At 37.7% G+C, this 18,414-nt stretch carries 15 protein-coding genes; 7 read left to right on the plus strand and 8 right to left on the minus strand.

The window, feature by feature from the left end:
- Window positions 1–69 precede the first annotated feature (69 nt).
- Entirely contained in the window at window positions 70–2,874 is a 2,805-nt protein-coding gene (locus AC3KZC_RS14200; RefSeq protein ID WP_490576976.1) for an alpha/beta hydrolase family protein, read from the plus strand.
- Between the two features lie 1,013 nt (window positions 2,875–3,887).
- Here the strand turns inward: AC3KZC_RS14200 and AC3KZC_RS14205 are convergent.
- A complete protein-coding gene (locus AC3KZC_RS14205) occupies window positions 3,888–4,088 on the minus strand; it encodes a hypothetical protein (protein ID WP_490576975.1) in 201 nt (66 codons plus the stop codon).
- 100 nt (window positions 4,089–4,188) lie between these two features.
- Here AC3KZC_RS14205 and AC3KZC_RS14210 point away from each other — a divergent pair, with 100 nt between their 5' ends.
- The 4 genes from AC3KZC_RS14210 to AC3KZC_RS14225 are packed head-to-tail and all read left to right on the plus strand — an operon-like array spanning window position 4,189 to window position 8,963.
- Window positions 4,189–4,653, plus strand: coding sequence for a hypothetical protein (locus AC3KZC_RS14210; protein ID WP_490576974.1), 465 nt, complete (start codon window positions 4,189–4,191; stop codon window positions 4,651–4,653).
- Window positions 4,654–4,688: 35 nt separating this feature from the next.
- Entirely contained in the window at window positions 4,689–5,933 is a 1,245-nt protein-coding gene (locus tag AC3KZC_RS14215) for an efflux RND transporter periplasmic adaptor subunit (RefSeq protein WP_490576973.1), read from the plus strand.
- Between the two features lie 4 nt (window positions 5,934–5,937).
- On the plus strand, window positions 5,938–6,615 hold the full coding sequence (locus AC3KZC_RS14220) for an ABC transporter ATP-binding protein (protein ID WP_490576972.1): 678 nt from the start codon (window positions 5,938–5,940) through the stop codon (window positions 6,613–6,615).
- The gene (locus AC3KZC_RS14225) at window positions 6,606–8,963 is read left to right on the plus strand and encodes a hypothetical protein (protein WP_490576971.1); all 2,358 of its coding nucleotides are present in this window, start codon (window positions 6,606–6,608) and stop codon (window positions 8,961–8,963) included. Before AC3KZC_RS14220 ends, AC3KZC_RS14225 begins: the two co-directional genes overlap by 10 nt.
- A gap of 243 nt (window positions 8,964–9,206) precedes the next feature.
- Here AC3KZC_RS14225 and AC3KZC_RS14230 read toward each other — a convergent pair whose 3' ends face one another.
- Window positions 9,207–11,402, minus strand: coding sequence for a YgiQ family radical SAM protein (locus AC3KZC_RS14230; RefSeq protein ID WP_490576970.1), 2,196 nt, complete (start codon window positions 11,400–11,402; stop codon window positions 9,207–9,209).
- 195 nt (window positions 11,403–11,597) lie between these two features.
- Window positions 11,598–13,796, minus strand: coding sequence for a bifunctional diguanylate cyclase/phosphodiesterase (locus AC3KZC_RS14235; RefSeq protein ID WP_490576969.1), 2,199 nt, complete (start codon window positions 13,794–13,796; stop codon window positions 11,598–11,600).
- A gap of 233 nt (window positions 13,797–14,029) precedes the next feature.
- Between AC3KZC_RS14235 and AC3KZC_RS14240 the strand changes: the two genes are divergently transcribed.
- Both AC3KZC_RS14240 and AC3KZC_RS14245 read left to right on the plus strand, forming a co-directional pair.
- Complete coding sequence (locus tag AC3KZC_RS14240; protein ID WP_490576968.1) at window positions 14,030–14,602, plus strand: SRPBCC family protein; 573 nt, start codon at window positions 14,030–14,032, stop codon at window positions 14,600–14,602.
- Window positions 14,599–15,471: a TIGR03899 family protein gene (locus tag AC3KZC_RS14245; protein WP_490576967.1), complete on the plus strand. Its 873-nt coding sequence runs from the start codon at window positions 14,599–14,601 to the stop codon at window positions 15,469–15,471. Before AC3KZC_RS14240 ends, AC3KZC_RS14245 begins: the two co-directional genes overlap by 4 nt.
- Before the next feature lie 47 nt (window positions 15,472–15,518).
- Here AC3KZC_RS14245 and AC3KZC_RS14250 read toward each other — a convergent pair whose 3' ends face one another.
- The 5 genes from AC3KZC_RS14250 to AC3KZC_RS14270 form a co-directional block, all read right to left on the minus strand.
- Complete coding sequence (locus AC3KZC_RS14250) at window positions 15,519–16,280, minus strand: TIGR04219 family outer membrane beta-barrel protein (protein ID WP_490576966.1); 762 nt, start codon at window positions 16,278–16,280, stop codon at window positions 15,519–15,521.
- Between the two features lie 4 nt (window positions 16,281–16,284).
- The gene (locus AC3KZC_RS14255) at window positions 16,285–17,271 is read right to left on the minus strand and encodes a DUF2333 family protein (protein WP_490576965.1); all 987 of its coding nucleotides are present in this window, start codon (window positions 17,269–17,271) and stop codon (window positions 16,285–16,287) included.
- 8 nt (window positions 17,272–17,279) lie between these two features.
- On the minus strand, window positions 17,280–17,729 hold the full coding sequence (locus AC3KZC_RS14260) for a copper chaperone PCu(A)C (protein ID WP_490576964.1): 450 nt from the start codon (window positions 17,727–17,729) through the stop codon (window positions 17,280–17,282).
- A gap of 63 nt (window positions 17,730–17,792) precedes the next feature.
- Entirely contained in the window at window positions 17,793–18,134 is a 342-nt protein-coding gene (locus AC3KZC_RS14265) for a hypothetical protein (RefSeq protein WP_490576963.1), read from the minus strand.
- 50 nt (window positions 18,135–18,184) lie between these two features.
- The gene (locus AC3KZC_RS14270) at window positions 18,185–18,391 is read right to left on the minus strand and encodes a PspC domain-containing protein (protein WP_490576962.1); all 207 of its coding nucleotides are present in this window, start codon (window positions 18,389–18,391) and stop codon (window positions 18,185–18,187) included.
- Between the last annotated feature and the right edge of the window lie 23 nt (window positions 18,392–18,414).

An 18,414-nucleotide genomic window follows, 5' to 3' on the forward strand; every position in this document is an offset into this window, starting at 1 on the left:
TTCTATGCTCGGTTAACTCCTTGATATGGTTAGCTCAATAACCTTTTCGCTTTCACATGGTAACTAAAAATGAATAAAGTGCTTTCAACACTTGCCGTGGCGGTCATCACCAGTTTTTCGATGCCCAGTCTTGCAAGTCAAAACTTAACCTTCACCAACGTCTTTGATTTTAAAACAGCAAAAAACACTCAGCTGACAGAAGATGGGCGATTTTTAGCACTCTCTGCCACACCATACCGAGGTGATCCTCAAGGGATTGTCTATGACTTAACCAGTAACAAGCCTCTTGCAGCTATCGAAAATGGCACTAAACCACACTTTAGCAAAAATGGCCTTTGGGTTGCATTTACCGTAAAACCAACTTTATTAGCGATTGAAAGCGCAAACGAAAAAGAAAAAAAACAACTTCGTAATAGTTTAGTACTCGTAAATACCCGAACAAAACAAGAGCTACGTTTTGCTGACGTAAAAGATTTTCAATTATCTAACGATGGCCAATGGTTAGCATTTCGCCAAGATAAACCAGACGAAAAAGCAGCAAAAAAAGGCAACGATAACAAAGAAGATACTGAGCTAAGAGTCGTTGATAGCGAAACGGTCGAAAAAAGCGCCATTAAACCAGATAAAAAAGACACATCACTGCCACTTAAACTTATCAAGCTTGGTACCCCGCAAGAGCAGCTGTTTGATGATGTTTTAAGCTATGATTTTGCCCATCAAAGTGCTGGCATGCTAATTAGCCAAGTTTATAAAGAGGGTGCTCAAAATACGATTTCCTATCTATCACTTAGCGATACTATCAGCCAAAGTGCGATATTGACGGAACCTGGGATCAGCGCAACCAAAATTAGCTGGCACCCAACAGAGGCAACTGTGGCATTTTACGCAGGTAATTATGTTAACGATGATGCCAGACGCCGCAGCCACCAGCTTTATCTTTGGCAGCAGCCCACCAATACACTCACCACAATAAACAGCCATAACGAGACTTGGTTCAGCGGTAAAACAGCCAAGCTTGATTGGTCAGAGCAAGGTGAACGACTGTATTTTGAAAACCGCCCAGCACTTGATGCCAAAATTGCAGATAAAAAATATAAAACAGCCGAAGATTTGCGTGACTTTGATACTATTCGCGCCCACAAAGGCCTTAAAGTATGGCACCATCTAGACCCACAAATTAAAACGCGCGAACAAGTACAATGGAATGACGAAAACAAATATCGCCATTACCAAGCGGTTTACCATTATGCAGATAAAAATGTGGTGCAACTTACGACCCCTGTACTTGAAGATATCAAGCTACATACCGAAAAAGCGTTTTTGCTTGCTTCAAGTAGTTCACCTTACTTAAATAAGGTGATGTACGATGGTTTTTACGCTGACTATTATGCTGTTGATGTTCAAACAGGTAAAAACACTTTAATTGTTAAGCAAAGCCGAGAAACGCCTACTTTGGCACCAAATGGGCAGTACGCTGCGTATTTTGCTGATGGCGCAGTTCACCTCAAACACGTTACAACCAACCAAACGACCCCTTTAACACAAGCTATCAACGCAGTGTTTGCAGACGATCAACATGATTACCCCACGCCAACACCCGGCTATGGCTTTGCGGGCTGGCTTGCCGACAGCAGTGCGGTATTAGTGTATAGCAAGTTCGATATTTGGGCGTTTGATGTAACAAGCCTACAGGCGACTCGCCTGACTCAAGGTGCTGAAACTAAAACCCAATACCGCGCAGTAATACTCGACAAACGACAAGTGGGAATCGACCCCAAACAACCTTTATTGTTAAGTGCGCATAATACCGTTAATAAAGAAACCGCAGTTGCCACTTTCGACTTTGCAACCTCACGCGTACTAACTACTTTAAAAGGTAAGCAACGTTTTGATTTGGTTGAAAAAGCTAAAAATAGCGACCGCCTACTATTTACTAAGCAAAGCTACCAGCAATTTCCCGACCTTTGGCAAACAGATACATCCTTTAAAAAAACCAAAAGAGTCACCGACCTTAACCCACAGCTTAAAAACTTTGCCTGGGGCGCGCAGCCTGAGCTAGTACAATACAAAGGCTATGACGGGGAAGATCTACAAGGTGTACTGATTAAACCTGCTGGCTATAAAAAAGGCGATAAAGTTCCTGTGGTTATTTATTTTTATCGTTATATGAGTCAGCGCATGTATGACTTTCCTGCAATGGAACTAAACCATAGGCCAAACCTGCCAATGTTTACCTCAAACGGTTATGCCATTTTCTTGCCTGATATTCGTTTTGAAATCGGCCACCCGGGTAAATCGTCTACGCAAACGATGATAAATGCCGCACAAAAGCTAATTGATATCGGGGTTGCTCATCCTGATAAAATTGGCTTACAAGGCCACTCATGGGCGGGCTACCAAAGCGCATTTATGATCACCCAAACAGACATGTTTAAAGCCGTGGTCTCTGGTGCACCTGTATCTAACATGACCAGTGCGTATAGTGGCATTCGTTTAAAATCAGGTTTAGCGCGTCAGTTCCAATACGAAACAGGTCAAAGCCGCATAGGTAAAAACTTATTTGAAGCCCGTGATTTATACATTGAAAACTCACCGGTCTTTTTTGCCGATAAAGTAAATACGCCTATTTTAATTATGTTTGGCGACAAAGACGACGCCGTACCTTGGCATGAAGGCGTGCAATATTATTTAGCACTGCGCCGTGCAGAAAAAGACGTAATATTTTTACAGTACGAAGGCGAACCACATCACTTAAAACAATTCCCTAATCAAGTGGACTTCTCTATTCGCATGATGGAGTACTTTGATCACCACCTCAAAGGAAAACCTGCACCGAAATGGATGATACAAGGTGAAGCGTTTATCAAAGAATAAAACGTTTAACAAACAACCATAAAAATGCGCTGTTAGAGTGCCTGGTAAAAGCCATGTCTATTTGCAAGTGCGTAAGTAGAATGCCATTAGTCGCGCACTGTTAAAGGTTAATTAAAAACGTACACTCTACGTATATTAGTGTGTAAGTTTTTATTTGCGTCGAGTCCACCGGTGGCCCCATTCATCCATGAATGTTTGCAACGAGTTATCTCTAGCTCACCTGAGCGGGATGATCTTCCATTCACGCCATTCAGTAAGAGCCGATCATGAACCGAGTCACCATGAAACAAACCGTATTAGAGGTCATATACCCAATGTATCTCAAGATGCTCGTAGGCGGCAAGCACCTGAATCCTCATGAGCATAGATGTACCATGTGATTGAGGTGAAGGCGCGCGGCCAACACCCGAGCATCTTGAAAGGCGACGGGTATAGAGGTTGATTACAACAAAATCAGAAGTCATGACTTACTTAGCCATTTAAGGCCTGAGGATTTTGAACTGAAGCACAGTGCTTAGCTAACCTAAATCTTACTTAAGAAAATGAACTAAATGCCTGTTCCACGATCTGATCTTTCGAGCAATAAATATTCGAACGACAACGAACAAGCAATGAATAAATGAGTGAAATTATTTTGCGATGTTGATGACTTCTGCAACGTGCTCATCCCCCTGAGGCAAAAGGAATTCCTCGAAAATAGGCCTCAAAAACATCAACCTGATAGCCAAATGTTAAATCTACTCGCTGGATTGATGGTTTTTTTGTTTGAAAGACAGCAAGAGAAACCTTAATTTAACTGACATCGAACTTAATGCTTTAGCGGTTACTTATGCTGCTCTCGGATTATTTACACTTAGTTAAAATTTTTGTACCTTTTTTTATATTTTTGTTGTAACTTTGGAGACAGCTAAGATGTTAGCTAAATATAATTGAATCTAGGTTTCACTCACCCTCTGATTTGATTTTTAAAGCTAATTTCTTTAGTTAGTTAAGTTAAGTTAAGTTAAGTTAAGTTAAGTTAAGTTAACAATGGAATAATTACTAAAAACTATATAAAAAGGTATAAAAATGAAAAAAGCTCTTAAATTTGTAGGTGTTGTGGTATTTTCTATTGCTGGATATTCATACTCCTCCGCTTCTTTTGCTGTCGCGCATGTAAGTATTTGTAATAGCGCGGGAGATTGCATCCACTGCATAGATAATTTTTGTGTCATTTGCGAAAACCGCAGCTGTCGCCCTACTGGTGGCAACTAATTTTTTAAACTGAAGCTTTAGCGGGAGTATAATAACTCCCTTACTTATTGGAGTAATATTTTGAAAAAAACAATTTTAACCCTATTTACAGCCCTGTTAATTAATTTCTCATTCTCAGTGAAAAGCTCAGAAATTAATACTATATCTATCAGCTTAAAAGAATATGGGTTCATTACAAAACAGCTTTCCTCATTAAAACTAAATGTAGGCTTTCCTACTTATCTGATATTTGAAAATGGTATATTATCGAACACCCTCCAACATACCAAAACTGAAAATATTGACGAACTCCTTGAGTTGATTAAGTCAAAGTCAAAGCCTTCTTATAACTACTCTTTAAACGACTTTTCAAAAGGGATTCCTGAGATTAAAAAAGGTGAGGTGTTTACTGTTGTTTTAATTAGTGGTGGTAATAACGAACAAAAATGTGGACCTTGCGAAGTAGAATTAAAGAAGCTTTCAAATATCGATTCAAAAAAAGAAAAAATATCGTTGAATGAAGTATTTATTAATATCTCCCTCTAGGATTATTGATTTATTTAATTTGTCTAAGGTTGTATATGGACATTGAAATACCAAGAAAAAACAAGTTCTTTACTATAAAAAATTTAATCGCTATTGGAATATTTACTTTAGCGGTTATATTGTACTTTCAGTTTAATAATGAAGTTATACTAAGTAGTCATGAAATCGAAATAAATGATGTGCGTTATGGTGATTTAAATGAAAAAATTATTGCCAGAGGGGTATTAGAATCAGCTCAAAAAAAATTAATAGTTGCAGAGGTTGATGGGATAGTAGAAGAAATTTTTATAAAGGCCGGTCAAAAAGTTATGCCTACGACCCCCATCATACAACTAGCCAATCCTGAGTTAAAAGATGCACTTTTGTCTCAAAAGTTAGAAGTTGAAAGAACTAAAATTGATAATGAAAATGCTAAGTTGGCATTAGAAGCCGAGCTTTTTGAACTTGAGGCTGCATTTAGAATAGCCACAACCACTCATCAATCAGACGAATTGAAGTTTGAGGCCATTAATCAGTTAACTATTAATGGAATGATATCTAAGATCGAATTAAAGAAACTTCAGTCTGATATTAAAGTGAGTGAGATTAAAGCTCGTGTTGCACAAGAGCGTTTTGAAAGGGCAACACAGCAATCTGCTATAAAGTTAAAATCCTTTGAACTCAATATTCAACAAGCTATGCTAAAGCTTGATAATTTAACTCTTAAAAACTCGAAGCTAAAAGTCATCTCCGATTTTGAAGGTATAATCGAAAGTTTTGTCGACTCAATTGAACTCGGTTCTCGTCTTACAACTGGCAGCTCTATAGCGAAAGCAAGTGAGGTTGGGGCTTTCTTTGCAAGACTTTCGGTTCCTTCTAGAAACTCTGACTCCATCAAAGTTAATAAGGAAATAACGATTAATATCAATGGAACTAAAGTTCTCACTAGGATAAGTGAAGTTGATGGTGCTGTGCAAGAAGGCAGGGTTTGGTTTACAAGTGCATTGCTCAGTGACTTCCCCAAAGATGCCAAACCGAATATTGAGATTAACGCGGAACTTCACAACCTAATACGTAATGCTACCTACTATGTTAAAAATAACGGGTTATTCGAGGAATATAAAAAGCAAATCGCATACGTGAGTGATGATAATATTTTTAAAGCGGTAGAAATAAGCTTCGGTAAGTCTACGTCCAATTTTATTGAGGTATTGGATGGGATCAAACAAGGTCAGCAGATTATTACCGATATACCCAAAAGTATTTTAGATAAGTTACCTGCAACGATTAGGGTTGAATAAATTTATGTCAACAGCCATTTTATTAGATAACATAACAAAAGAGTACAATAATGGCAGGGTGATAAGCAAAGCCGTGAATAACGTTTCACTGGAAATTAAATCGAGTGAATTTGTTTCAATTGTTGGCAGTTCTGGTTCAGGAAAGTCAACATTACTTAGCATTATTGGCCTAATAGCTAAGCCAAGTAATGGCACTTATGAACTATATGGCCAACCGATGCAAGGTTTAAGCCGATCTCAATTAGCTTATATTCGAAACAAGTATATAGGTTGGATATTCCAAGGTTTCAATTTATTACCAGAGCTCAATGTTCTTCAGAATATTTTACTTCCTACACACTTTAACACCACCCCTAAAGCAGAGTCAATTCGTCGAGCCAATGAGCTCTTAGAACTCGTACACCTTTCTCATCGCAAGTTGCATTATCCAAATGAGCTTTCAGGGGGGCAACAGCAAAGAGTCGCAATTGCGCGTGGGCTCATTATGAATCCTTCCCTTATAATTGCTGATGAACCGACAGGAAACTTAGATACTAAAAATAGCCATGAGATCATTGAATTACTGAAAAGTATCAATAATGAATTTAATACGACAGTCCTAATAGTTACTCACGATGAAGCAATTGCAAATATCGCCGATCGGAAACTGGGGATGGATGATGGGTTCTTGCAATGTTTGTAACAAGAGAGTCACTTTCACATATTTATGAAAAGAAATATTTTTGCGCATTACTTTTCGTATTGGGCTTGTTTTTATCCTTCCTTTTACTTTTATTATTACCTATATATAGTCAATTCGACGAAGCACTTCCATACGGTGTTAATACAAAAGAATGGGTCACAATTGGTATGGCGGAGTCATCAGGTTCGTTATCAAAAGTTTCAAAAAATCAATTGGATCAACTAGGAGAAAGCGCTCTATTTAATGAGTTATTAATATATTCTGAGCTAAAGGTCGATATCATGATAGGTAGCACGGTTTTACCTGAAGTATCGGTAGCCTTTTATTCACCACACTTTTTTGAAAAACTAGGCGTTGTTGATCTTGATGGTAAATTGATTACTGAAAGTAACACAATGATTGCTTCTAAAAGTTTTTCTAGATCTTTTAATCAGTATAGTAGCGGTGAACCATTCATTAAACTCAATAACAAAGAATTAATTGACTTTAATTCAATAACGCTAAAAGCCTTTGAAAGTTTCAGTCGAAAGAGTATCGACCTCTGGCTACCTATTGAATTATTGGTAAATTTTTACGATATAACATTTTCGAGTGAAACCCCTGAAAATATTCAATTAGAGCTTAAGAAGCTCGTAATGATGAATCAACCCCTCTACTTTGCATTCGCACAAATTTCTACCGATAAGATAGATGCTATTCAACAGAAACTAGATAACATTGATAGCTATCAAAAAGCCTCCTATTCAGGAAAGCTAGCCGTCTATAAAGGGTTGATTCTAGAACCTGATTGGATGCTCGAAATTAAGAAGTCGATTGAGTTCAGCATAATGATAATCTTAGTTGTTTTTCTACTTTACTTATCAGGAGTTGTATCGTTTTTATTGAATATTCTTAGAAAGAGAGCGAGTGAAGTTAAAATTAAAGTTAAATTGGGGGCTAATGATACATTTATTCTAAAACAGTTTATTATCGACAACACCTCTTTTTTCCTTTTTCCTTTTTTAGTGGCTTTAGTTTTATTTTTTTTTAATCTTGATTTAATTAACAATACTTTAAAAGACCTGATATTTATTAAGTATTTTATTTTCTCCTATGAAAACAGTGTAAAAATCACTCTTATTTTAAGCACCATCATTTTTATTTTTGTTGCTTTTGTGACAATTGTTATTATAAAACCTTTATTAAATATAGATGAAACGAGTAAAATTTATCGAATAACTTTAAATTATATTCTAAAACCGTTCACTCTTATTATTTTCACTTCGGCTATATGTTCCACAATGGTGTTTGGAGCACATGTTTTAAAAAACTACAACTTGGTGATAAATCAGAAACCAGAAGACTCTGAGACCACATTATTTGTAGAGGTCAAAAGTAATTTTTCTGATATGAAGTATAAAGTTACTACCTACTCGATCCAATATGATTATTTTAATGAACAAAAAAATAGTGTAATAGTTTACTCCTCTCACCCTTTGGACCCAAATAAAATGAGGCTTCAAGCAAGTCTTCAGGGAGAGAATAAAAGTATTTCAATTGATGTAATAGAATCGAGCACTGTAACTCACTTGTTAGGTCAAGATATATTAGTTGGCTCTAGGGAGAGAATTAATTTAGACGAAATTGCCGTTAATAAAACATTCGTAAATGATATAGGGATCAGACTTGATGATGCTGTTGGCAAAAAGGTTAATTTAAAACTCCCTGGTGGCATTGCTCAAAAGACTATAGCGACTGTATTTGGAGAAGAGAAAGAAAGCCATTACGTGTTAAGTAAGCCGACTATAATTGTAAATTCTCTTCCCTTATTAGGGGGGAGTTTCTATCTACTAATTGAAGGGGATTCTAAGGAGGGGGCTTCTCGTATATTAGCGCCTATTCTAAACAGGATCGGTAAAGACATTGTTGAAATAACAACTATAAAGCGATGGGATGAAGCATTAGAAAATTTTTATGGATATGAAATTAAATTCACATATGCTTCTATTAGTTGTATAGCCACACTAACTTTAATTTGCATCTTAGGATTGTACTCATTAATTCAAGCTTATGTGCGTTCTCAGTCTAAAAGACTCGCAGTGAGAGAGACCCTTGGCGCACAGCAACTAAGTTTGTTTTTTATATTAGTAAAAAACTCTTTGTTTGAAGTTTTAATTGGAATTGGTTTCTCATTATTTTTGGTGTTTAACCATCTTCACCTTGCTTTAGATTTCCTTGAGTATGTAGATAATGTAGATATTAAATTTGTTGCTTTATCTGTGATTATTACAGGCACAATCTATTTTAGTAGCTTATATATCTCTCTATTTATTTGGCAAAAGAGTTGTTTATCGAAAAGCTTAAATTAATAAAAAAGGGGAGATGACAAATATTTTAACAAGTTTAGTTCTATGAGCGCTATTTCTTTTTGGACTACAAGCTAGTATATCTATATTTTACGAAAAATCTCTCTCTGAAAGTAAATAAATCTATTTTCAATAATGAAAAAGGCAGATTTCTCTGCCTTAGTAGAGGTTATACATAATTTAGAGCACTATATAAGACATAAAAATTTTATATTACGCTAAAACCAACCTATCTAAACGTTAGACTCATTTTGCACGCTGGCGGTTATCACCCACTCTAGGCTTTGTATTCGCTTTTTTGAACTGACTAAAACCTGTATGACGAGTGAGCGCAGGTCGGCCTTTAGTGTTGGCTTTGCCTTTACTTGCTTTTCCTGTTTGCATTTTCTCTTGACGGCTTTCTTCTGGCACAAGGCACTGAGGGCCATTTCCTATTAGCTTAGCTTTACCCATTGCACGTAATGCTTCTCGGATCATCGGCCAGCCAGCAGGATCATGGTAACGAAGGATCGCTTTATGTAAACGTCGTTGTCTCGCTCCTTTTGGCACCGCGACCACATCTTTGTTATTTTTGATGTTTCGCAGTGAGTTCATCTCTGTATGATAAATGGTGGTTGCATTCGCCATCGGTGAAGGATAAAAGTTTTGCACCTGATCCAGTTTAAAATCATTCGACTTTAGCCATAACGCCATGTTGACCATGTCTTCATCCGTTGTCCCCGGATGGGCCGAAATAAAATAGGGGATCAAATACTGCTTTTTACCCGCCTCTTTAGAGTACTTATCAAATAGCTCTTTGAATTTATCGTAAGCCCCCATACCCGGCTTCATCATTTTCGATAACGGCCCTTCCTCTGTATGCTCAGGAGCTATTTTTAAATAACCGCCAACATGATGACTTACTAATTCTTTCACATATCGCGGATCTTCAACCGCTAAGTCGTAACGGACACCCGATGCAATTAAGATTTTTTTCACACCATCGACGTTTCGGGCTTTGCGGTATAAATCAATGGTTGGTGTGTGATCAGTATCCATATGGTTACAAATATCAGGAAACACACACGATAAACGACGACAGGTACTCTCTGCTTTTTCACTCTTACAACGCAACTTGTACATGTTCGCTGTTGGGCCACCTAAGTCTGAAATGACCCCCGTAAAACCGGGCACTTTATCACGAATTTGTTCTATTTCATTAATGATCGACTCTTCAGAGCGGCTTTGAATAATGCGCCCTTCATGCTCGGTAATTGAGCAAAAACTGCATCCACCAAAACAGCCACGCATGATATTAACCGAGGTTTTAATCATGTCGTACGCTGGAATTTTAGCATCGCCATAACTTGGGTGTGGTACTCGTTGATATGGCAGTCCAAAAACACCATCCATCTCATCTGTTTCAAGCGGGAACGCTGGCGGATTAACCCATACAGAACGATCGCCATGACGCTGGAACAACGCACGTGCGCACCCAGGATTTGTTTCTTGATGTAAAATACGTGAAGCATGAGCATATAAAGGTTTATTGACACTCACTTGTTCAAATGCTGGCAGCTTTACATAGGTCTTTTCCCAAGGTTTGGGTCGTGCTGGCTGAACAATAATTGGCTTGGCCGCTTGCTCTTTGAGATCTATCCCTGCTTGTTTAAATTCAGATTTACTGCATCCGACATCATCCGCACCATATGGATTTGGGATTGGATCTATCTTACCGATTTTATCAATAGCGGTTGAATCTGCGCCACGCCAACCGGGTAAAGGCTCTTTGCGAATAACCGCAGTACCACGAACATCTTGAATGTCCGCAATTGTTTCACCTGCAGCGATGCGATGTGCCACCTCAACTAATGGGCGCTCTGCATTACCATAAATAAGGATGTCAGCTTTGGCATCAAAAATAATGCTGCGACGCACTTTTTCTGACCAATAATCATAATGCGCAATACGACGAAGGCTCGCTTCAATGCCACCAATAACAACGGGCACATCTTTATAAGCTTCTTTACAGCGTTGGGTATAAACCAATACCGCACGATCTGGGCGCTTACCACCGACATTTCCTGGTGTATAAGCATCATCATGGCGCATACGCTTTTCTGCGGTATAACGATTAATCATCGAATCCATATTGCCGGCACTCACACCGTAAAACAAATTCGGTTTACCTAAACTCATGAACGCATCTTTGCTATTCCAATCTGGCTGCGCAATAATGCCAACTCGAAATCCTTGAGACTCAAGAACACGACCAATTACCGCCATGCCAAAACTTGGATGGTCAACATAAGCATCACCACAAACCAAAATAACATCACAGCTGTCCCAGCCTAAAGCATCCATTTCTGCGCGGGTAGTAGGTAAAAAATCGGCTGTGCCATAACACTCAGCCCAGTATTTTGGATAAGAAAAAAGTCCGCGTTCAGCAGTTAACGCTGCCATAGTAAAGCCTCAGAGACAAAATATAATTCAGTGATCCATCTGTATAAACCAGCGCACATTTCATCTATCTATGAAATTGAACATAAAGTCCGTCTAAATACGCGCGTTAATGGCAACAATGGAAATAAGGGCGGGGATTATACCTGAGTTTAGTTGCAAATGAAATCGAACAAATAACAACCAACCTCGTTATTTTTAACAGCTATATTCTTGTAAAAATTTAACTAACTCCTGACTAGGGAGTGGTTTTGAATACATAAAACCTTGCGCTTCTTCACAACCTGCTTTAATTAAATAATCAGCTTGAGCTTGGGTTTCAATACCTTCGGCTATAGTATGAAGTTTCATTTTTTTACCAAGTGAAATTATGAGCTCTGCAATTGCCTCTGCATCTTCATTTGGAATGTCTTTAATAAAAGCACGGTCTATCTTAATACGATCTAACGGAAGTTTTTGTAAGTAACTTAATGATGAAAATCCTGTACCAAAATCATCAATCGCTATCTCTAACCCCAATGATTTTAATTCAGTTAATACTGCAATTACTGCAGTAGGGTCATCCATTACTATACTCTCAGTCACTTCTAATTCAATAAATCCAGGCTCAACTTGATGCTCAGCAATGGTTTGAGTCACTTGCTTCACAAAATCAATATTACGAAATTGAGGTACTGAAACGTTAACCGCCATACGAATTTTATGACCCATTGCTGCTAATTGTTTTTGCTGCTGACACGCCTGCTCCAATACCCACTGGCCAATATCAACAATCATACCTGAGTATTCAGCCAATGGCACAAACACCACTGGCGATATAAATTGCCCGTTATCTGTTGGCCAGCGTAATAAAGCTTCGCAACCAATTACTTTTTTGGTCGTTAAATCTATTTGTGGTTGATACCAGACTTGCAGCTTACCCTCTGAGAAATCTTGACGTAATTGGCGAATAATCCCTAAACGCCAGGTCATTTTTTCTTCCATTTCAGGTAAGTAAAATTCGTAATTAAATTGAGATTGGCTTTTTGCAAGATTCAGGGCAATGTAGCCCGTTTTAAGAGTTTGCAATCCTGAAGAGTCAAAGTACTCCTCCTCACAAATTCCCAAACTAAAGTTAATTGGCAATAAATGTTCACCCGCTCGAAACGGCAAACTGAGTAACTGATTAATATACTGCGGTGATGTTACATTGCGCTCAATAACTATCGCAAAAACATCCGCACCTATTCGAGCAATAATGCGTGCCGAAGGCAGTTCAGTTTGCAATCGGTTAGCAACCGCTTGAAGCAGCATATTGCCCACATCCTGCCCCAGCCCATTGTTAATATCTGAAAACTTTTCAATATCGATTAGATAAAGACGATGATTTTTGCCTTTTTTGGCAGCAAAAGAAGCTATTTTTTCTACAAAATCCGTGCGATTAGAAAGCCCTGTTAAGCTGTCTGTATAAGCTGCATCTTTTAAACGATCAATTAGTTTCACATTATCAAAGCCAACAGACACATTCGTGAGAAAAATCTCAGCAAATTGTAACTGTGAATCGGTCAGCTTTTCATTTAATTCAAGGTAAATTGCGGCATTTCGTCCGCTGCATGGCGCTAAAAAGGTAATATCATGCTCTGTTTGCTGATGAGTACGTTGCGCTAAACACTCCTGCACTTGGTGAATAATTCGACCATTATCAAGTTGCTCAATGCCTAAACCAAAATACGCATTATACTCATTTGAACCACCGAGCACAGTGACTTGCTCATCGCTATCAATCACACCACATAACACACCAGATGGCTCGCACCCAAGGACCTCTGAAAGCTGAATAATGACTGCCTTAGAGAAATTTTTAATATCACTGATACCTAAAATAGCTTTAGATGCAGTAATAATGTCTTTTAAACCATTACTTTGTTTTTCCATTTCTCGTAATTGTTGAAAAGAGCGGATGGCTGTAATTAATGAGGTGACTAATTTGCTACGAGTCAGTTCTGTTTTAGTTTTATAATCATTAATATCGTATTGACGAATAATACTTTCTTCAGGGGCATAGCCGGGTTGACCGGTGCGTAAAATAATCCGAACGTTATGGTTATGTAAGTGATCACGTATCTTCTTTACAGCCGTTAAGCCAGCATCATCGCTTTCCATTACGACATCAAGTAATACAACTGCAATTTCATGATTGGTGCTAAGGTACTCAACCGCTTCTTTGCCTGAATAAGCGTGATGGAAACGTAACGGCTTATCCCAAAATAGTACGCCAGATAAGGCAAGTTGGGTCACAGAATGAATTTCAGGATCGTCATCAACAATCAACACATCCCAGTACTCAGAATGTAGGATTTCTTGCTCAGGTTCATCTTCGCTTAAAAACAAAAACCCTTCTTGTTCAGTCTGAGTCATAGAGCTCCTAGATAATAATGACGAATAATACGTTTGATTCGGACATTGCTAGTTTTGGTCATAAACATATTAATATGATAGATAAAGATTATCTGCAATCATTATAGTTGAAACTCTACAAAAAAAAGCGGATAACTTTACTCTTACTTATTTTTTTTAAGTTCGCGATGCTTTTTTTTCATCTATCGGTACGTAATTAATGAAAATCAACATGTTAACATTAAGGTAACTCAATGCTGATTAAATCTATCTTTAGGCTAGTAACCTTTTTAATTATTTTAATATTGGTTATTGGTTTTTTGCTACCGACTCATTATCAGATAAAAAAATCTATTTATATTGAAGCAACACCAACAAGCTTAGACTATTGGCTATTTGATTTAAAAAATTGGCCATCTTGGCAAACATGGCACCTTATAAATCCTGATTTAACATTTATCTTTGGTGAGAAAACCAGAGGAGTTGGTGCTTTTTTAGCTTGGCAAGGTCGATATCAAACTGGTGAATTAACTTTTTCTATGGTCGATGATAAAAACATTCAATTTAACATACTGTTTAATGATGAACATTTAGCTTTTAGCGCATTAAAAATTGAACCTATTATATTTCATAAAGATAGAAGTAAATACCTTGTTAGCTGGACGATTGAAGGTGAAATAACTCCCCCTATTTTTGCTGGATATCTAGCTTTACTTCATAAAATTATATTATCTTCAGCCTTGGAAGTCGGTCTTAAAAACTTACAATCACAAACTGCGATTAATGCACCTGATGAAGTGTTACCTTCAAATGAGTCAATATTATGAAAATATCTGCAGCACATGACACTCTGGCACACATAATCAAACGTAAGTTAGGCAATCCTGTTGCAAAAAATAAAGTAACCACGATTTCGACTCAAAGTAACCAAGTGGGTAAAAGTCACGGTGTCACTCCGCAATATATCATCAATAGCAGTGAAACATTACAGCAACGTGCATCTAAAAGACGCCAACTCACACTGTTACGACAACAACAAAATATCGAAACTATTATGGCATTGGCGATTGAGTATTGCCCACATGTGAGTAGTGATGAAGAGCCTGATCCTGATTGGATTGAACGATTTATTGCACTTGCCGAAGACACCTCGAACCAAGCAATGCAGCAACTATGGGCTAAAATTCTGGCTGGTGAAACCATAAAGCCAGGTACTTTTTCTTATAAAAGTTTACTTGCTCTCAAACAAATGACTTTAAAAGAAGCTGAAGCATTACAGCGTGCCGTTAGTATTGCAGGTCGCTCTTCACAAGATAATAGTAGTTTGATTTTATTGGGGTATTACAAGAAGCCAACACTGTTAAATTTCTTTAGGCTACAAGGAAAAATCAATCTAAATTTAAGTAAGGCGGGTTTAAGTTTCCCAAATATTCTGACCTTGATTGATATTGCTGTCTTTTACGATCAAGAGATTGAAAGCACTGAATTAAATATTGATCAAGAGTACAGCTTATCTTTTAATAACATAGACTGCACCTTAAGAGCTAAAAAAGATGGCTTAATCCTTACTTATTATAAATTTACTCAAACAGGCAATGAACTCACAACACTCTCTAACCCACAATTAAATACCAATTATAAACAACAACTCGATACTTTATTCTCTAGCGATTTTGAAGTAATTTGGAGCAAATAAAAAAAGCTGCAAAATGCAGCTTTTTTTATTAATTTTATTCTATGAGATTAAAAATGAAATTGAATACCGGCAAATGGCCCTGTTACTTCAAAATCAGTATAAAGATTATCTAAGTCATCTAGTTCAACAACTAATGAGCGAAAACCTACTTTAACGGCAACATCAACAGCCATATTATCAATAAACTCCCAAGCAACTCCAACTTGGTAGTCTTGAATTTTACTATCACCTACTGACAATAAACTACCTTCAGCAAACACACTCAGGCCGGTAAAAGGTAGCCCGACTTGAGCTGCAGCATAAGCCATTGGAACATAACCTGAAAACTCCGTTGAAACAGAAGCTTTACCAGCCTGCTCTGCACCTTCAACTAAAATAGTGCCATCAAACTGCTTCGCGCTAATACCTAAATCAATTGAGATTAAATCGTTATCAAATATTTCATAATATAAAATCAAATCATTATGGGTAAAATCAGCAACCGTTTTAGCAGAGGTCCCAATTTGAAATACTTTATCTTCAAATTTAAAACCTGAAGTCAGCATCGTTTCACCCATAATTTCTAATTCATTATGTTTAATTTTTATATTCGGAATTAAAGGAACTGGATGCTCAAGCGCAACATAAAAGCTGGTAAACATTTCATCTTCAAAATTAAAATTTTGCAAATTACTATTTTGCGCAAAACTTCCTTTGCTTTTAGCTTGCCAAGCTTCAGCGCCAGCATATAGACCCAAAATAACATCAGCTTGCGCTAATGGAGCAGCGCAAGCAAGTGAAAGGGCTGCTGTTAAATATATATTTTTCATTCTTTTATCCCTGAGCTAGTAACTCTGTTAATTCAATCAAGGCGGCATTTGCCCGTGATATATAATTTGCCATTACCAACGAGTGATTAGCAACTAAACCAAAACCACTCCCATTTAAAATCATAGGACTCCACACAGGATCTTGTGTCGCTTCTAATTCCCTAATGATTTGCTGTAGACTAATTTTAGCATTTTTCTTTTCTAATACATCCGCAAAATCATATTCTACAGCCTGTAAAAAATGCAATAGCGCCCAAGCCGCACCACGTGACTCATAAAAAACATCGTCAATTTCCCACCACGATGTTTTTATTTGATTTGCATGAGGCGCATACGTTGCTTGTTTTGCAGCACTATCACCAGCTAAATCTGTATTTAAGCGATCTTGACCAACACTTGCACTCAAGCGCTGGCTTAAGCTACCTAAACGCTTTTCAGCCTCTTTAAGCCAACCACGTAAATTATCGGCACGTGCGTAAAATTGTGCGTTACTATTACTGCGATTTGCAATGTCACTACGATACTTAATTAAAAAGTCAACCCCTTTACGATACTCACCTTCGGCACTTGGCCATGCCCAAGCATCCGAATTAATATTAAATTGTGGCTGAGCTTGCTTAAGCATTGGATGCTCTGTTGATTGAGACTGAGAGCGACTTAAATCCTTACGCATCGACAGTGCTAAATCACGGCTCATTTCCAAGGCACCATATTCCCATGCAGGAATGTTATCCATTAAAACCGAAGGCGGCATAACATCATTGGACAAATAACCACCAGGCTTATCTAGCAAAGTATTAACAACCTCAATTAATGCGGTCGTAGTTGTATAGCCGATCACTAGTTCTTCATTATTTTTAGCAGCTAGCTCAATAGCGTGTGACTTAATATCAACCCTATTAGGCTCAAAACTCCAATAAACCGCAACAACATAGTTGAGCAGTAAAAACATTAAAATAGCGACAAAAATCTTGCCTTTATGTTGACTCATACCTTCTCCTAATGATGACTATGGTTATGTTTTTGATGCATTAAAGAAATAACCGGCCCACTCACTGTAATTTGCTCACCATCACTAAACTTAAACGTTACATCCGTCATTTCACCCGCCACAGGTAAACTCTTTGGCTCAAACAACATTAAATGTAGACCACCCGGTTGAAATACCACAGCTTCTTTGGCAGGTACTACAACTTGCTTTACTTGCTCCATCCTCATTAACCCATCAACATGTGAATGTTGATGCAACTCGGTACGCCCTACACCACTAATATTTACCTCAACTAAGGTTTTAGCTACTTCACTTTGATTAGATAACGTAAAATAAGCAACGCTACTTGAGGCTGCGGGGATAAATTCGCGTATTTTTAGATTAGTAACAGATAACTGCCCAGCAAAACTGTGGAAAGACAAAAGCATTGCAGTGAGATACAGCATTAACGTTTTCATAATAAGTCCCTCTTAATTGAATGACTTATGATACCTCAGCAAATCTTCAGCTGCACCTACCAGTTAGCGTGTTATTGGTTTTTTATCCGCAACAAGCAACCAAATAACAAAGCCTATCAACAAAAATGGCCAAAGTATCGCAAGCCCACTGGCAAGCATAATTAGCGCCACTACAAATAAAATAGAACAAATAATACCAAACAAGCCAACAGCCAAAAAAACACCTAATGCCACAACTGTAAAGATAGCTGCAACAATCACCATAACCACCAACATATTATCGAATAATGACGTATGGAATATTTGAGCAGGTATTAACCCATCAAAATCAATATTAAGCAAAGCTTGTGGCGCATTAATACACAAAAGCAATGCTAAGCAGCCAATTATAAATAACACTTTCATGTGCGCTCCTTCCCCCGCTTTCGCGGGGTTTTCATTTAATGACTGACGATCTAGTAATATTTTGCAGGTAAAATCATTGCGGCAACAAAATAACCAATTAATACAGGAACAGGAAACATAAAAAACAGTAACAATGTAGCTAAACGAGTCGCCCAAACTGGAAAATTATGGCCATTAGCAATTCCAGCACAGACTCCTGATATTTTTTTATTTAATCTGTCTTTATAAAAAGACTGCGTATTTTCAAATCTATTCATCGTAATTCTCCTCGCCACCAGAT

This window comes from Pseudoalteromonas sp. J2K-J031 (assembly GCF_058197095.2).

What these genes read in the sequence shown, in the direction of transcription:
- AC3KZC_RS14260 (WP_490576964.1), bottom strand. Translation starts at nt 17,729, where the DNA reads ATGAAAACGTTAATGCTGTATCTCACTGCAATGCTTTTGTCTTTCCAC.
- AC3KZC_RS14220 (WP_490576972.1), top strand. Translation starts at nt 5,938, where the DNA reads ATGTCAACAGCCATTTTATTAGATAACATAACAAAAGAGTACAATAAT.
- AC3KZC_RS14240 (WP_490576968.1), top strand. Translation starts at nt 14,030, where the DNA reads ATGCTGATTAAATCTATCTTTAGGCTAGTAACCTTTTTAATTATTTTA.
- AC3KZC_RS14205 (WP_490576975.1), bottom strand. Translation starts at nt 4,088, where the DNA reads ATGACACAAAAATTATCTATGCAGTGGATGCAATCTCCCGCGCTATTA.
- AC3KZC_RS14245 (WP_490576967.1), top strand. Translation starts at nt 14,599, where the DNA reads ATGAAAATATCTGCAGCACATGACACTCTGGCACACATAATCAAACGT.
- AC3KZC_RS14230 (WP_490576970.1), bottom strand. Translation starts at nt 11,402, where the DNA reads ATGGCAGCGTTAACTGCTGAACGCGGACTTTTTTCTTATCCAAAATAC.
- AC3KZC_RS14265 (WP_490576963.1), bottom strand. Translation starts at nt 18,134, where the DNA reads ATGAAAGTGTTATTTATAATTGGCTGCTTAGCATTGCTTTTGTGTATT.
- AC3KZC_RS14225 (WP_490576971.1), top strand. Translation starts at nt 6,606, where the DNA reads ATGTTTGTAACAAGAGAGTCACTTTCACATATTTATGAAAAGAAATAT.
- AC3KZC_RS14250 (WP_490576966.1), bottom strand. Translation starts at nt 16,280, where the DNA reads ATGAAAAATATATATTTAACAGCAGCCCTTTCACTTGCTTGCGCTGCT.
- AC3KZC_RS14200 (WP_490576976.1), top strand. Translation starts at nt 70, where the DNA reads ATGAATAAAGTGCTTTCAACACTTGCCGTGGCGGTCATCACCAGTTTT.
- AC3KZC_RS14270 (WP_490576962.1), bottom strand. Translation starts at nt 18,391, where the DNA reads ATGAATAGATTTGAAAATACGCAGTCTTTTTATAAAGACAGATTAAAT.
- AC3KZC_RS14255 (WP_490576965.1), bottom strand. Translation starts at nt 17,271, where the DNA reads ATGAGTCAACATAAAGGCAAGATTTTTGTCGCTATTTTAATGTTTTTA.
- AC3KZC_RS14235 (WP_490576969.1), bottom strand. Translation starts at nt 13,796, where the DNA reads ATGACTCAGACTGAACAAGAAGGGTTTTTGTTTTTAAGCGAAGATGAA.
- AC3KZC_RS14215 (WP_490576973.1), top strand. Translation starts at nt 4,689, where the DNA reads ATGGACATTGAAATACCAAGAAAAAACAAGTTCTTTACTATAAAAAAT.